The sequence below is a fragment of the Streptomyces sp. NBC_00158 genome (assembly GCF_045160885.1).
Lineage (GTDB): Bacteria > Actinomycetota > Actinomycetes > Streptomycetales > Streptomycetaceae > Streptomyces.
Window position 1 is genome coordinate 2,450,573 of record NZ_CP108161.1, and the last position, 14,855, is coordinate 2,465,427.

The 14,855-nt window shown below is 74.7% G+C and carries 11 protein-coding genes; 7 read left to right on the top strand and 4 right to left on the bottom strand.

The genetic code is table 11. The features are described from left to right. Positions 1-58: 58 nt before the first annotated feature. The 7 genes from OG553_RS10870 (at position 59) to OG553_RS10900 (ending at position 10,469) form a co-directional block, all read left to right on the top strand. The gene (locus tag OG553_RS10870) at positions 59-283 is read left to right on the top strand and encodes a hypothetical protein (RefSeq protein ID WP_405978772.1); all 225 of its coding nucleotides are present in this window, start codon (positions 59-61) and stop codon (positions 281-283) included. A gap of 103 nt (positions 284-386) precedes the next feature. Then, entirely contained in the window at positions 387-1,211 is an 825-nt protein-coding gene (locus OG553_RS10875; protein ID WP_405978773.1) for a hypothetical protein, read from the top strand. 1 nt (position 1,212) lies between these two features. Beyond that, a complete protein-coding gene (locus OG553_RS10880) occupies positions 1,213-3,147 on the top strand; it encodes a fumarate reductase/succinate dehydrogenase flavoprotein subunit (RefSeq protein WP_405978774.1) in 1,935 nt (644 codons plus the stop codon). Further along, entirely contained in the window at positions 3,144-3,926 is a 783-nt protein-coding gene (locus OG553_RS10885; RefSeq protein ID WP_405978775.1) for a succinate dehydrogenase/fumarate reductase iron-sulfur subunit, read from the top strand. The genes OG553_RS10880 and OG553_RS10885 overlap by 4 nt, the downstream gene beginning before the upstream one ends. Before the next feature lie 45 nt (positions 3,927-3,971). Further along, the gene (locus tag OG553_RS10890) at positions 3,972-7,283 is read left to right on the top strand and encodes a protein kinase domain-containing protein (protein ID WP_405978776.1); all 3,312 of its coding nucleotides are present in this window, start codon (positions 3,972-3,974) and stop codon (positions 7,281-7,283) included. Between the two features lie 360 nt (positions 7,284-7,643). Further along, the gene (locus tag OG553_RS10895; RefSeq protein WP_405983013.1) at positions 7,644-9,716 is read left to right on the top strand and encodes a TPM domain-containing protein; all 2,073 of its coding nucleotides are present in this window, start codon (positions 7,644-7,646) and stop codon (positions 9,714-9,716) included. 36 nt (positions 9,717-9,752) lie between these two features. Further along, complete coding sequence (locus OG553_RS10900) at positions 9,753-10,469, top strand: PspA/IM30 family protein (protein ID WP_405978777.1); 717 nt, start codon at positions 9,753-9,755, stop codon at positions 10,467-10,469. A gap of 26 nt (positions 10,470-10,495) precedes the next feature. On the opposite strand, the gene OG553_RS10905 is transcribed toward OG553_RS10900, so the two are convergent. The 4 genes from OG553_RS10905 to OG553_RS10920 all read right to left on the bottom strand — a co-directional run bounded on the left by OG553_RS10905 (position 10,496) and on the right by OG553_RS10920 (position 14,610). Further along, complete coding sequence (locus tag OG553_RS10905; RefSeq protein ID WP_405983014.1) at positions 10,496-13,114, bottom strand: SpoIIE family protein phosphatase; 2,619 nt, start codon at positions 13,112-13,114, stop codon at positions 10,496-10,498. A 182-nt stretch (positions 13,115-13,296) separates the two neighbouring features. Next, positions 13,297-13,725, bottom strand: a complete 429-nt coding sequence (locus OG553_RS10910; protein ID WP_042803982.1) for an ATP-binding protein — start codon at positions 13,723-13,725, stop codon at positions 13,297-13,299. Between the two features lie 250 nt (positions 13,726-13,975). Continuing rightward, the gene (locus tag OG553_RS10915) at positions 13,976-14,383 is read right to left on the bottom strand and encodes a (deoxy)nucleoside triphosphate pyrophosphohydrolase (RefSeq protein WP_405978778.1); all 408 of its coding nucleotides are present in this window, start codon (positions 14,381-14,383) and stop codon (positions 13,976-13,978) included. A gap of 32 nt (positions 14,384-14,415) precedes the next feature. After that, positions 14,416-14,610, bottom strand: coding sequence for an SPOR domain-containing protein (locus tag OG553_RS10920; RefSeq protein ID WP_125598320.1), 195 nt, complete (start codon positions 14,608-14,610; stop codon positions 14,416-14,418). Positions 14,611-14,855: the final 245 nt, after the last annotated feature.

Here is a 14,855-nt window from a genome sequence, read left to right on the forward strand (position 1 = left end):
GACACTCGCAGGCGCCCGTGAGCATTGCCACCGCACCCTGCGGAAGTGAGGGCAAGTCATGTCCCTGCAAGACGATCTGACCGCCGTACGGCGCAGTCTCGACCAGCTGGTCCGCTCGGTGGAGCAGCTGGAGAAGGACGTCGCCCGGCAGTCGCCGGCCGCCGGCTCCGGGCCGCCGGAGAAATCCAGGATGGTGACCATCCCGGACACCCCGTACGACAACGCGCTGTGGACGGACACCGACGACGAGGGCCTCGGCGCCCGCGACCGCCGCGCCCCCTAGGACCCGCCGCCACACGTCCCCGCGCAGCACCCCCATCTGGCCCGGCCGCTCCGGCGGCCGGGCCTCCTGGGCCACCCCTCGACCACTCCACCCGGAGTCCCCTTTGGCCACAGGCACGGAACCACCCCAGCAGCGGCCCGGCGGGGTCCACGGCCCCTCGCGGGCCGCGATCACGGCCCGGCACCTGCGGACCGACCGGTGGTGGCTGTCGCCCGCCGGCACCGCGGCCGGGCTGCTCGCCTTCATCGCGTACTCGACCTGGCGGGCCTTCGCCAACGACCACTACTACGCGGCCCCGTACGTCTCGCCGTTCTACTCCCCCTGTCTGGCGGAGAACTGCCAGACCATGCGGGGCGGCCCCAACCTCGACCTGTTCGGCAGCTGGTGGGGCCTGTCCCCCGCCCTGCTGATCCTGGTCTTCCCGCTCGGATTCCGGCTGACCTGCTACTACTACCGCAAGGCCTACTACCGGGGCTTCTGGGCCTCGCCGCCCGCCTGCGCCGTCGCCGAGCCGCACGCCTCGTACACGGGTGAGACCCGCTTCCCGCTGGTCCTGCAGAACCTGCACCGGTACTTCTTCTACGCGGCGGTGCCCGTCGCGGGCATCCTCACGTACGACACCGTGCTGACCTTCCGCGACGAGCACTACGCCTGGGGCCACATGGGGCTGGGCACACTGGTCTTCCTGGCCAACATCGTGCTGATCTGGGCCTACACCCTGTCCTGCCACTCCTGCCGGCACATCATGGGCGGCCGCCTCAAGCACTTCTCCAAGCACCCGGTCCGCTACCGCCTGTGGGGCTGGGTCAGCCGGCTCAACGCCCGCCACATGCAGCTCGCCTGGGCCTCCCTGATCAGCGTGGCCCTCTGCGACTTCTACGTGTACCTGCTGGCCAGCGGCACCATCACCGACCCGAGGATCTTCTGAGATGGCTCAAGTGGAACGGCAGCAGTGGGACGTGGTCGTGGTCGGCGCGGGCGGTGCCGGACTGCGGGCCGCGATCGAGGCCCGGGAACGGGGCGCCCGTACGGCCGTGATCTGCAAGTCCCTCTTCGGCAAGGCCCACACGGTGATGGCGGAGGGCGGCATCGCCGCCTCCATGGGCAACGTCAACGAGGGCGACAACTGGCAGGTCCACTTCCGCGACACCATGCGCGGCGGCAAGTTCCTCAACCAGTGGCGGATGGCCGAGCTGCACGCCAAGGAGGCCCCCGACCGGGTCTGGGAACTGGAGACCTGGGGCGCCCTCTTCGACCGCACGCCCGACGGCCGGATCTCCCAGCGCAACTTCGGCGGCCACGAGTACCCGCGCCTCGCGCACGTCGGCGACCGCACCGGCCTGGAACTGATCCGCACCCTCCAGCAGAAGATCGTCCAGCTCCAGCAGGAGGACTTCGAGGAGCACGGGGACCACGAGGCCCGGCTCAAGGTCTTCCAGGAGTGCACGGTCACGCGGGTTTTGAAAGATCGCAGCCTGAAGGACCGCGGTCCCAAGGACGGGGAGAGGGTCTCGGGGACCTTCTGCTACGAGCGCGAGACCGGCCGCTTCTTCGTCCTGGAGGCGCCCGCCGTCGTCCTGGCCACGGGCGGGATCGGCAAGTCCTTCAAGACCACCTCCAACTCCTGGGAGTACACCGGCGACGGCCACGCGCTGGCCCTGCTCGCGGGAGCCCCCCTCCTCAACATGGAGTTCGTCCAGTTCCACCCCACGGGCATGGTCTGGCCGCCCTCGGTGAAGGGCATCCTCGTCACCGAATCCGTGCGCGGCGACGGCGGGGTGCTGCGCAACTCCGAGGGCAAGCGGTTCATGTTCGACTACGTCCCGGACGTCTTCAAGGAGAAGTACGCCGAGTCGGAGGAGGAGGGCGACCGCTGGTACGAGGACCCCGACCACAACCGGCGCCCGCCCGAGCTGCTCCCCCGCGACGAGGTGGCCCGCGCCATCAACTCCGAGGTCAAGGCCGGCCGCGGCTCCCCGCACGGCGGGGTCTTCCTCGACGTGTCCACCCGGATGCCGGCCGAGAAGATCAAACGCCGGCTGCCCTCCATGTACCACCAGTTCAAGGAGCTGGCGGACGTGGACATCACCGCCGAGCCCATGGAGGTCGGCCCGACCTGCCACTACGTGATGGGCGGCATCGCGGTCGAGTCCGACACCGCCGCCACCGTCGGCGTACCCGGCCTGTTCGCCGCCGGGGAGGTCGCCGGCGGCATGCACGGCTCCAACCGGCTCGGCGGCAACTCCCTCTCCGACCTGCTGGTCTTCGGCCGGCGGGCCGGACTGCACGCGGCCGAGCACGCGGCGGCCGCCGGTGCCGGCCGGGCCGCCGTCTCCCAGGCGGAGATCGACGCGGCGGCCGCCGAGGCCCTCGCCCCGTTCCACGCCGAGGAGGGCGCGGAGAACCCGTACACCCTCCACCAGGAGCTCCAGACGGCGATGAACGACCTGGTCGGCATCATCCGCCGCGAGGGCGAGATGGCCGAGGCCCTGGAACGGCTCGCGGCCCTGCGCGTACGGGCCTCCCGCGCCGGGGTCGAGGGGCACCGGCAGTTCAACCCGGGCTGGCACCTGGCGCTGGACCTGCGCAACATGCTGCTGGTCAGCGAGTGCGTGGCCCGCGCCGCCCTGGAGCGCACCGAGAGCCGCGGCGGGCACACCCGCGAGGACTGCCCGGCGATGGAACGGCAGTGGCGGCCGGTGAACCTGCTGTGCCGCCCGGTCGTGCCGGCCCCCGCCGATCCCGGCGCGGCGCGGATCGCGCTGGAACGGGTCCGCACCGAACCGATCCGGCCCGACCTGCTCGCGCTCTTCGAGAAGGAAGAGCTGGCCAAGTACCTCGCCGAAGAGGAGCTGTACGGGTGACCACATACGACGCACGCTTCCGGGTCTGGCGGGGCGACGCGGAGGGCGGCGGGCTGCGGGACTTCACCGTCGAGGTGCACGACGGCGAGGTGGTCCTGGACATCGTGCACCGGCTCCAGGCGACCCAGGCGTCCGACCTCGCCGTCCGCTGGAACTGCAAGGCGGGCAAGTGCGGCTCGTGCAGCGCGGAGATCAACGGCCGGCCGCGGCTGATGTGCATGACGCGGATGTCCGTCTTCGGCCGGGACGAGACCGTCACGATCACCCCGCTGCGCGCCTTCCCCGTCATCCGGGACCTGGTCACGGACGTGTCCTTCAACTACGCCAAGGCCCGCGAGGTCCCGGCCTTCGTGCCCCCGCCGGGGGTCGCGGCGGGCGAGTACCGGATGCAGCAGGTGGACGTGGAACGCTCGCAGGAGTTCCGCAAGTGCATCGAGTGCTTCCTGTGCCAGGACACCTGCCACGTGGTGCGCGACCACGAGGAGAACAAGGCCGCGTTCGCCGGCCCCCGCTTCCTGATGCGGGTCGCGGAGCTGGACATGCACCCCCTGGACGCGGCCGCGGACACCGGCCTGGACCGCAAGCGCACCGCCCAGGAGGAACACGGGCTGGGCTACTGCAACATCACCAAGTGCTGCACGGAGGTCTGCCCCGAGGGCATCAAGATCACCGACAACGCCCTGATCCCGCTGAAGGAGCGGGCCGTCGACCGCAAGTACGACCCCCTGGTGTGGCTGGGGAACAAGATCCGGCGCCGTTCGGCTTCCGACCCCCGTTAGTTCACTTCGCGGTGGACAATGCCCCCTGGATGACCGTCGGACGACGTGATCTCAGGGGGCTTCGCGGTGCGGGTGGGGGAAGTACTGGCGGACCGGTACCGGCTGGACCGGCGGCTCGGCGCCGGAGGCATGGGCGAGGTGTGGCACGGCCACGACCAGGCCCTGCACCGGGCCGTGGCGGTCAAGGTGCTGCTGGACGCGGCGACCAACGAGGAACTGATCGCCCGGTTCCGGCGGGAGGCCACCATCGGGGCGCGCCTCCAGCACCCGGGCATCACCGTCGTGCACGACGTGGGGCAGCACGAGGGGCGCCTGTTCATCGTGATGGAGCTGCTCTCCGGCGAGGACCTGGGGGCACGGCTGGCCCGCTCGCCGGGCGGACTGCCGGCGGGCGAGGCGGTCGCGCTGGCCGCGCAGACGGCGGAGGCGCTGGCCGCCGCGCACGAACAGGCCGTGGTGCACCGGGACCTGAAGCCCCAGAACCTCTTCCTGCTGCCCGGCGGCCGCCTGAAGATCTGCGACTTCGGCATAGCCCACTCCGCCGACGCGACGGCGGGGTGGACGGTGACCGGGCGGATGTTCGGCACCCCGCCGTACATGGCGCCCGAGCAGTGGCGCGGCGAGCACGTGGACGCCCGCTGCGACCTGTACGCGCTGGGGTGCGTGCTGTACGCGCTCCTGAGCGGGGAGCCGCCCTTCGGGTCGGCGGAGCCGATGTACGTCCTGATGCGGCGTCACGTGGAGGACGCGCCCGCGCCTCTGGAGGTGCCGGGGGTGTCCGCGGAGCTGGGCCGGCTGGTGCTGGCACTGCTGGCGAAGGACCCGCGGGACCGTCCGGAGTCGGCGCAGTGGGTCGCGGGGGCGCTGCGGGGGCTGGAGCGGATCGCGGCCGGCGGCGCGGCGGGGGGTTCCGTCCCCGCCGACGGGCGGCGGGCGGAGCCGGAGGCCGAACCGGGGCCGGGGCTGGAGCCGGGGTCGGGGCCGGGGCCGGAGCTGGAGCCGGGGTCGGGGTCGGGGCCGGGGCCGGAGCTGGAGCCGGGGCCGAGGCCGGGGCCGGAGCTGGAGCCGGGGTCGGGGCCGGGGCCGGAGCTGGAGCCGGGGCCGAGGCCCGAGCCGGGGTCAGAGGCCCGGTCCGAGGCGGGGCCGGGGCGCGAACCGGGGGCGGGGCCCGAGCCGGGGCCCGAGCCGGGGCCCGAGCCGGGGCCGGAGGCCCGGTCCGAGCCGGGGCCGGGGCCCGAGCCGGGGCCGGGGCGCGAACCGGAGCCGGGGCGCGAGCCGGGGCCCGGGGGCGAGCCGGGGCCGGGGCCCGAGCGGGAGGTGGGCGGCTTCGTTCCCGCCCCGGTACGGGACTTCGTACGGGAGCTGCTGCTGGAGGCCGAGGAGACGCTGACCTCCCTGCCGCCCGGGGCCGGCGAGGCGCGCACCGAGGGGCTCGCCCTCGCGGCGGAGGCCGCGGCGCGCTTCGACGCGGGCCTCGCGGGCCGGCTGCTGGCCGACGCCGAGCTCTGGGCCTGGACCGACGGGGACGGCGACGGCGCCCGGGTGGCCGCGCTGCTGACCGGGCTGGCCCGGCGGATCTCGCGGGACGCCCCCGCCCGCACCGAACGGGTGCTGACCGACGCGCAGCAGGCCCTCTTCCCGGTGCCCGACCCGAAGCGGACGGCCCGGCTGCGGAAGGTCGCGGAGGAACTCGCCGCGGTCGCCCCCGAACGCGGGGTCCGGCTGGCCCGTTGGTACTTCGGCGGCAGCCCGGCCGAGGAGGCCGTACTGGCGCGGGCCGCGCTGGCGAGCGCCCCGGCCGACCTCCCCCGGGCCGAGGGGTACCTGTCCCTGATCCAGAGCCCGGTGGTCCGGGCGGCCACCGAGTCCAGGGCCGTCACCGCCGTCGCCCGGCGGGACCTGCCCGCCGCGCTCCGGCTGGCCGCGCGGATCCCGGGCGGCGGGGCCCGGGTGCGGGCGCTGTGCCGGGTGGCGGGCGAACGCTCCGCCGTCGGGGACCGGGCGGGCGCGGCCGAGGCCCTGGCCCTGGCGGAGCAGGCGCTGGCCGACACCGCGGACGAGGAACTGGACGCGGCCCGCGCGGCCCTCGACGCCGCCCGGGACCTGAGCGCGCAGGGCCGCCCCTCCGTACTGGACCCGGCCGTCGCGCAGGAGCGGGCCGCCGCCGCCCGCCGGCTGGCCGAACCCGCCGAGCGGGGCCGGGAGCTGGCCTGGATCGCCCGGGACTGCACGGCGGGAGCGCCCTGGCTGGCGGCCGCCGCGGCCGACCCGGGCACCCCGCCCCCGCGCGCGGTGCCCCCGCGCCCGCGCGCGGCCGGTACCCGGCCCGCGACGGGGTGGCGGACCGGGGACCGCCCGGACGCGCTGCACGCCGCCGGGGAGCGGGTCGTGTGGACGGCGGGGTCCGAGGTCGGCTGCGTGGACGCGGCGACGGGTTCCGGACGCTGGACGGCGTACGCCGACGAGGGGGTGCGGGCGCGGCCGCTGCCGGAGCCGGAGTGGGTGTGGTGCAGGGCCGACGCGGACACCGTGTGCGTGGTCGTGGGGTCGGGCGCCGGGTCGCGCGAGCGGCTCGTGGTCCGGGATCCGGCCGACGGGCGGGTGCGGTGGTGGCGGGAGCTGACGAAGCCGGCGGGACTGGTCCCGGCGCCGGGGCTGGTCCTGCACAGGACGCAGGACGAGCTGACCGCCCTGGACAAGGCCGCCGGGGAACCGGTGTGGCGGCACCCGCTGTCGGGCGTGACCTCGTTGACGGTCGCGGGCGAGTGCCTGGTCCTCGGGGACGGCCGGCAGCTGCGGGCGCTGCACCTGCCGAGCGGGACCCCGCTGTGGTCCTGGCCGCGCGGCTACGACGCCGGCGCGCGGCCGGCCCCCGACCACCTGCCGGGCGGGCCGGTGCACGTGCTGGCCGGCGGTGTGCTGCGCGCGCTGGACCGGCGCAAGGGGTACGAGCTGTGGCGCTTCGAGCCGGGGACGCCGGCGGCGGGGCTGCTCGTCGAGGACGGGGTGGTGTACGCGGCCGCGTACCGGGCGGAGCAGGGCTGGGACGTGGTGTTCGCGCTCGACGCGGAGAGCGGGGCGGTGCGGTGGCAGCGGCCGGTGACCCGGCGGGAGGGCACGGAGTGCGTGCTGGAGCTGCTGGGGGTGCGGCGGGGGGTGCTGTACGTGAAGTCCTCCCACGGCGGGCGCCGGGGGCTGCTGGGGAGGGCGGCGCTGCCGTTCGTGACGGGCCTGGACGTCGCCACGGGGCGGCCTCGCGGGCACTGGGACCATCCGGCGGGCGGTCCCGCCCCTGTCGTCGCCGCCGGCACCCTGATCCAGACCCAGCCGACCCTGACGGGTCTGCCGATGCCCTGACGCGCCGCCCCTCTTCACGCGCCGCTCGCGCGGCCGGTGGGTCGTGTGCGGGTGGGTGGGCCGCTGCGCGGGGCGAGGTCCCCTACCCGCCCTTCCACCGTTCCCAGGGGCTCCGCCCCCTGACCCCGTCGCCTCAAACGCCGGCGGGGCTATCCATAGCCCCGCCGGCGTTTGAGGCGCGGGCGCGGTAGCGCCGTGTCTTGAGCCGCGCCGGCGATTGAGGCGAGAACGGTTGAAGGGCGGGTAGGGGACGGCCCCGCGCAGCGGCCGGCCAGCCGCAGGCGGCCCACTGGCCCCGGCCCCGGAAGGCTCCGGGTGCGGAGGGCCGGAACGGCCCATAGCCTCCGAAATGTGTATCCGCTGAGAGGCACCGCCGCCCTCCGGGGCCTGATCCTCGCCGCCGCGCTGCTCGCACTGCTCGCACTGCCGACGCAGTCGGCCCACGCCGAGGACCCCGTCGCCCTGTCGAGGCAGGGACAGGTCACCGACCGCGTCGGCGCCCTCGGCGACCGGGCGCCCGCCGTGGCCGCCGCGCTGGAGCGGCTCTACGCCGACCGGAAGGTCCAGCTCTTCGTGGCGTACGTGCGTGACTTCTCCGGCCGCGCCCCGCAGGGCTGGGCCGACGCCACCGCGCAGAAGAACGGCCTCGGCCGGGACGACGTGCTGCTCGCGGTGGCGACCGGCGACCGCCAGTACGCCTATTCGGCCGACGTCGACTCCGGTTTCACCGAGGCGCAGCTCGCGGACGTCGCCCGTACCGCCATCGAGCCCGCCCTGCGCCAGAACGACTGGGCGGGTGCCGCCATCGGCGCGGCGAACGGCTACGACGCCGTGCTCGGCGGGAAGCCGGTGCCGGTGCCCGTCGTCACCCCCGGCCCGGCCGACCCCGGCGGGGCGGCGGAAGGGGTGGGCGGGGCAGGGGACTTCGTGCTGCCGGTGGTCGCCGTCGGTGCGGCGGGGGCGCTCGGGGTGTACGCGTACCGGCGCCGCCGCAAGCGCGACGGGACGGGCCGGGGCACGACCACCGCCCACGCCGGCTGGGACGGGGCGCGGGCCGAGCCCACCCCGCTGCCGGAGCTCGACGCCAGGGCGAAGGCCCTGCTGGTGGAGACGGACGACGCCGTCCGCACCAGTACCGAGGAGCTGGGCTTCGCCACCGCGCAGTTCGGCGACGACGCGGTCGGCACCTTCACCGCGGCGGTGGCGTACGCCAAGGACGAGCTGACGCACGCCTTCCGGCTGCGCCAGCAGCTGGACGACGCCTACCCGGAGGACGACGCGACCCGGCGCCGGATGCTGGAGGAGATCGTGGCCCGCTGCACGGAGGCGAACCGCAGGCTCGACGCCGAGTCGGCGGACTTCGACCGGCTGCGGGACCTGGAGAAGAACGCCCCGCGGGCCCTGGCCACGGTGGAGGCGCACTTCCGCGCCCTGACGGGCCGTACGACGACCGCCGAGGCCACCCTCGCCGCGCTGACGGGCCGCTACGCGGACTCCGCGGCGGCGCCGGTGGCCTCCAACCCGGAGCAGGCGAAGGACCGGCTGCTCTTCGCGACGACCAGCCTCGGCGGGGCGCGGGCCGCCCTGGACACCGGTGACAACGGCCGGGCCGCCGTGCACGTACGGGCCGCCGAGGGCGCGGTGGACCAGGCGGCGACCCTGGTGGACGCGGTCGAGCGGCGGGCGCAGGAGCTGGCGGAGGCGGCCGGGAAGCTGCCGGGCGCCCTCACGGAGACGGAGACGGACCTCGCCGACGCGCGCGGCCTGCTCACCGGTACGCAGGCGGGCTCCGCCACGGGTGACCTGCGGGGCCGGATCGGCCGGGCGGAGTCCGTACTGGCCGACGTACGGCGGGAGCAGGCGGCGGGCCGGTACGACCCGATCGACGCGCTGCGCCGGGTGGAGGAGGCCGACGCGGCGCTGGACGAGGCGCTGGCGGGGGCGCGGGAGCAGGAGTCGGGGCGGCGGCGGGCGGCGGCGCTGCTGGACCAGGCCCGGTTGTCGGCCCGCAGCGCGATCGGCGCGGCGACGGACTACGTGACCACCAGCCGTGGCGCGGTCGGCAGCCAGGCCCGGACCCGGCTGGCGGAGGCGCAGCGGCACCTGGAGCGGTCGGCGTCACTGGCCGGACAGGACCCGGCGGGGGCGCTGGCGGAGGCGCAGCAGGCGGACTCGCTGGCGCGGCAGGCGCAGCAGCTGGCGGAGGAGGACGTACGGGCGTACCGGAACCCGTACGCGGGTCAGCGCGCGGGCGGCGGCCGGGGCGGTGCCGTGCTCGGCGGGATCATCCTCGGCGAGATCCTCCGGGGCGGCGGCGGCCGGGGCGGCTTCGGCGGGGGCGGAGGCGGAGGCGGAGGCGGCTTCGGCGGCGGGCCCGGCTCCTACGGGGGCGGCGGGACCCGCGGCCGCATGGGCGGCGGCGGCCGCTTCTGAACGACGAGGCACCAGACCCCATCAGGAAGGACCCCGATGAGCAAGCAGACGATCCTCGGCCGTGTCACCCAGCTCGCGAAGGCCAACATCAACGCGCTGCTGGACCAGGCCGAGGACCCGCAGAAGATGCTCGACCAGCTGATCCGCGACTACTCGAACAACATCTCGGAGGCCGAGCAGGCGGTGGCCACGACCATCGGCAACCTGCGGATGCTGGAGGCCGACCACAAGGAGGACGTGGACGCGGCCGCGGAGTGGGGCGGCAAGGCCCTCGCGGCCAGCCGCAAGGCGGACGAGCTGCGCGCGTCCGGCGCCGCGGCGGACGGGGACCGCTTCGACAACCTGGCGAAGGTGGCCCTGGGCCGGCAGTTGCAGTCGGAGAAGGAGGCGGCGACGGCGGAGCCGGTGATCGCGGCTCAGACGGAGGTCGTGGACAAGCTCAGGGCGGGCCTGGGCGCGATGAAGGACAAGCTGACGGAGCTCCAGGCCAAGCGGGACGAGCTGGTGTCGCGGGCGAAGACGGCGCAGGCGCAGAACACGATGCTGGACGCGGTCGAGAACATCGACGTGCTGGACCCGACCAGCGAACTGCACCGCTTCGAGGAGAAGGTGCGCCGGGAGGAGGCGATGGCCATGGGCAAGTCGGAACTGGCGGCCTCCTCCCTGGACGCCCAGTTCGAGGCGCTGGACGACCTCGGCAGGTCCTCGGAGATCGAGGCCCGCCTGGCCGCCCTCAAGTCCCGGGCGGCCTGAACGGGTTCCTCCTCGGCCGTACGTGCTCAGCCGTACATGCTCAGCAGCTGTTCCGCCGACAGTTCGGTGACCGCCTCTCCCGGTGCGCCGCCCGGCATCGGGAGCGGGAGCTCGAACCAGACGGTCTTGCCCCGGTGGGTGCGGCGGGTGCCCCAGCCGGCCGAGAGCAGGCCGACGAGCTGGAGGCCGCGGCCGCCCTCGTCGGTGTCCCGGGCGCGGCGGCGCCTGGGCTGGGCGAGGTTGCCGTCCCAGACCTCGCACACCAGGGTCCGGTCCAGCAGCAGCCGCAGCCGGATCTCGCCCTCCCCGTACCGCAGGGCGTTGGTGACGAGTTCGCTGACGAGCAGTTCGGTGGTGTCGAGCAGGCCTTCCAGGCCCCAGCCGGGCAGCTTGGCCCTGGCCAGTTCCCGGGCCCGGCCCACCGAGCGGGCCTCGCGGGGGAGCTGCCAGTCGCCGACGGCTCCGGCGGGCAGGCCCTGGACGCGGGCCATGAGCAGGGCGATGTCGTCCTCGCCGTGCCGGGTGTGGAGGGTGTTCAGGACGTGGTCGCAGACCTCCTCCAGGGGGCGGGACGGATCGGCGACCGCCCGGCGCAGGCCCCGCAGGCCCTCTTCCAGGGGGTGGTCGCGGGATTCGACCAGGCCGTCGGTGTAGAGGGCGAGGAGCGCGCCCTCGGGGAGTTCGACCTCGACCTCCTCGAAGGGTTCGCCGCCCACCCCGAGCGGCATTCCGGTCGGGATCTCCAGCAGCAGCCCGGGGCGCGGTTCGGCGCCGTCCTCGGCGGGTTCGACGAGGACGGGCGGCATGTGGCCGGCGTTGGCGATGGTGCAGCGCCGGGTGACCGGGTCGTAGACGGCGTACACGCAGGTGGCGAGGTAGACCTCGGAGCGGTCGGCGTCGCGGGAGTGCAGGGCGGCCCGCGAGGCCTGCTGGGCGCCTCCCGGGGCACCGAGGCCGCGGGCGACCTCGTCGAGGGCGGTGAGCACCTCGGCCGGTTCGAGGTCCAGCAGGGCGAGGGTGCGTACGGCGGTGCGGAGTTCGCCCATGGCGACGGCGGCGCGCAGGCCGCGGCCCATGACGTCGCCCACGACGAGGGCGGTGCGGTGCCCGGGGAGTTCGATGACGTCGAACCAGTCGCCGCCGACCTCGGTGGCGGCGTTGCCGGGCAGGTAGCGGCAGGCGATGTCGAGGCCGGCGGCCTCGGGGTCGCCGGGCGGGAGCAGGCTGCGCTGGAGGATCAGCGCCCGTTCGTGCTCGCGCCGGTAGAGGCGGGCGTTGTCGATGCAGACGGCGGCCCGTGCGGCGAGTTCCACGGCGACGGCCCGGTCGCGTTCGCCGAAGGGCTCGCTGCCCTTCGTACGGGAGAACTGGGCGAGGCCGACGACGGTGTCGTGGGCGACCATCGGGACGATCAGGGTGGACTGGACGAGGTCGTCGGGGCCGGCCGCGTCGACCAGCCGGGGCCGTGCCGTGCGCAGGACCATCGCTCCGGGCGAGGCGGCCGGGTAGCGGTGGGTCTCGCCGACGGCGACAAGTGCGCCGGGTCCCGAGAGGGGGGCGTCGGAGACGGCGGAGGCGAAGGCCACCCGGCGCAGTTTCGCGGAGGGTGCGCGGCGGGCGCCCTGGTCGGGCAGGGAGGGCACGCCGGGGCCCTGCGGGCGGGCGGGGCGGTCGTCGTCGCCGAGCAGCAGCCCCTGGTAGAGGTCGACGGCGGCGAGGTCGCAGAAGCCGGGGACGGTGACGTCGAGGAGTTCGCGGGCGGTGGTCTCCAGGTCGAGGGAGTTGCCGATGCGGTGGCCGGCCTCGTTGAGGAGGGCGAGGTTGCGGCGGACCCCGGCGGCCTCGCGGGCGGCGAGGTGGCGGCGGGTGACGTCGGTGCCGAGGCCGGCGACGCCGATGGGGCGGCCGGTGCCGTCGTGGACCCGGTAGAGGTTGATGGACCAGTGGCGGTCGTCGCGGCTGCGGGGGGTGGCTCCGGTGATCCGCAGGTCGGTGACGGATTCGCCGGTCTCCAGGACCCGGCGCAGGGCCTCGGCCATCCGGTCGGCCTCGTGGGGCGGCAGGTAGTCGTGGACGGTGCGGCCGCGGTGCTCGGCGACGGTGCCGCCGAAGACGGTCGCGAAGCGCCGGTTGGCGCGCTGCACGGTGAGGTCGGTGCCGAAGAGCAGGAACCCGAAGGGAGATTGGCCGAATATGGCCTGTGATGCGGCGAGGTCGGATTCGATGCGGCGCAGCGCGCGCACGTCGACGACGACGCAGAGTGCGGCCCGCTCGGCGCTCTCGGTCTGGGTGGGCATCACATAGATCTCGGCCACCCCGTGGGCGCCCTTGCCGCCGGGGATGCGGAAGGGGATCAGGCCGGTCCACTCCTTGCCGTCGAGGATCTCGCCGACCTTGCGGTGCCCGCCCTCGCGCAGCTCGGGCGGCATGAAGGCCTCGACCGGGTCGCGGCCGACCGCCTGCGCCGCGCCGAGCCCGAACAGCTCCTCGGCGCGCAGGCTCCACTGGTCGATGAGCCCGTCAGGGCCGATCGAGAAGGAGGCGACCTTTATGTAGTCGTATATCGAGCCAGGCGGACTGCTGTGCCACAGGGAGTCGTGCAAAGGCTCCCCGGGCACGCGGGCCTGATGTGTCTGCGCAGGTATCTCGCTCACGCGACCGTCCCCTCCAGCTCACCGCAACCGGACCGGCCATGACCGAAGTATTCAGCACCACGGCCCCGTACGGCACGGCGTTCACGATCACAAAAGGGTCCCGTTGTTTTCCGGCCATGTCCGGTGGTCTCCCCAGACGCCGCCCGGGAGACCCACTGCCGCCCTTCTCCTTGTTACTCACCAGGAAGAGCCAACTCGAACCACACGGTTTTCCCCGTCTTGCCGTGCCGGGTCCCCCACCGGCGCGCGGAGACGGCGACGAGGTGCAGGCCGCGCCCGCCCTCGTCGTCCGGCTTGGCGATGCGCTCGCGGGGCGGATCCGGAAGCGGATCGGAAACCTCCACGAGCAGGGCCGGGCCGCCGGCCAGGTCCGGAGCGGCCGGATTGCGCCGTACCAGGCGGACCCCGATGGGGCCGGAGGCGTACCGCAGGGAGTTGGTGACCAGCTCGCTGACCAGCAGGACGGTCACGTCGCCGACGGAGTCGAGGCCCCAGGAGCGGAGGGTGCCGCGCACGGCGTGGCGTGCGGTGCGGACGGCACCGGGCTCGGCGGGGAAGGCCCACTCGGCGCACTCACCGTCTGTGTCGATCACGCCGATCACTTCCCGGGCCACCAGCGACCCCTGTCCGGTTCGTCGGTGACGAAAGGGGGGCGAGATAGGGACTAATAGCGACATACCCGATATTCGGGGCGCCGTACCACCCGATCCCCCACGCACCGGCGCACTGTGGCGCAGACGGCCTACAGCGGGAGCGTCACGCGCCCCGGTGCGCCCCGCGTGCGACGCGGCGCCCGCCCCGCCTCCCGTCCGGGGCCCGCCCGACCGCCCGACCCGACCGCCCGACGCGCGCCTACCCCGCGTCCGCCCCGGCACGCAGCCGGCGGCCGGCCTCCTCGACGAAGGGGCGGTCCTGGTCGAGCCAGTCCACCGAGTCCAGCTCGTGCGGGGCCAGCCAGCGCAGCTCGTCGTGGTCCTCCAGCGGCTCGGGCTCCCCGGAGACCAGCCGGGCCGTCCACACGTGCAGGACCAGGCCGGGCTTGAGGGGCCACTCCCCCGGGATCCGCTCCAGCGCCTCGGTCTCCACGCCGAGCTCCTCGCGCAGTTCGCGCACCAGCGCCTCGGGCACGGTCTCGCCCGGCTCGGCCTTCCCGCCGGGGAGCTCCCACCGGCCGGCCAGCTCGGGCGGCGCGCTGCGCCGGGCGGCCAGCAGGCGCCCGTCATGACAAAGGGCTCCGCCCACGACCACTCGTACAGTCATGGGCGGAGCCTATGCCAGCGCCTTCAGCCGATTCAGTTGGTGGTGGCGGTCTGGCTTTCCTGTCCGATCCGCTCGACCCAGTAGAGCTGCTTGTGTCCGCGGTCGTCGAGGCTGTCGACGACCTTCTGGGCCTCGGCCCGGGTGGGGTAGCGACCCACCCGGTAGCGGTTGCCGTTGTCGTCCTGACGTATGACCAGCCATGGAAGCAGGGCACCGCTGTCGGTCATCGCGCTTCACCCTCCGCCGCTGTACCTGCCCAGGAAACCGCATTGCGCATATGCCCGAGCTTACGCCCGACCTTTACTGAGCGGATACGGTTTTTCACGAAGAGGTACCTGGGGGGCGTACGCATCCGGCCAGGCGTACGAGCGGGCCGTGCGCGCCGGTCCGGACCCGGCGCACGGAGCGCACCCGCGGGTGGGCCGACGTGGGGGTGCCCGCCGCGCCGCGCGGGCCGGACTCGAACAAGGGT

Coding starts and splice junctions, on each gene's coding strand:
- OG553_RS10870 (WP_405978772.1), top strand. CDS start 59: ATGTCCCTGCAAGACGATCTGACCGCCGTACGGCGCAGTCTCGACCAG.
- OG553_RS10880 (WP_405978774.1), top strand. CDS start 1,213: ATGGCTCAAGTGGAACGGCAGCAGTGGGACGTGGTCGTGGTCGGCGCG.
- OG553_RS10900 (WP_405978777.1), top strand. CDS start 9,753: ATGAGCAAGCAGACGATCCTCGGCCGTGTCACCCAGCTCGCGAAGGCC.
- OG553_RS10915 (WP_405978778.1), bottom strand. CDS start 14,383: ATGACTGTACGAGTGGTCGTGGGCGGAGCCCTTTGTCATGACGGGCGC.
- OG553_RS10920 (WP_125598320.1), bottom strand. CDS start 14,610: ATGACCGACAGCGGTGCCCTGCTTCCATGGCTGGTCATACGTCAGGAC.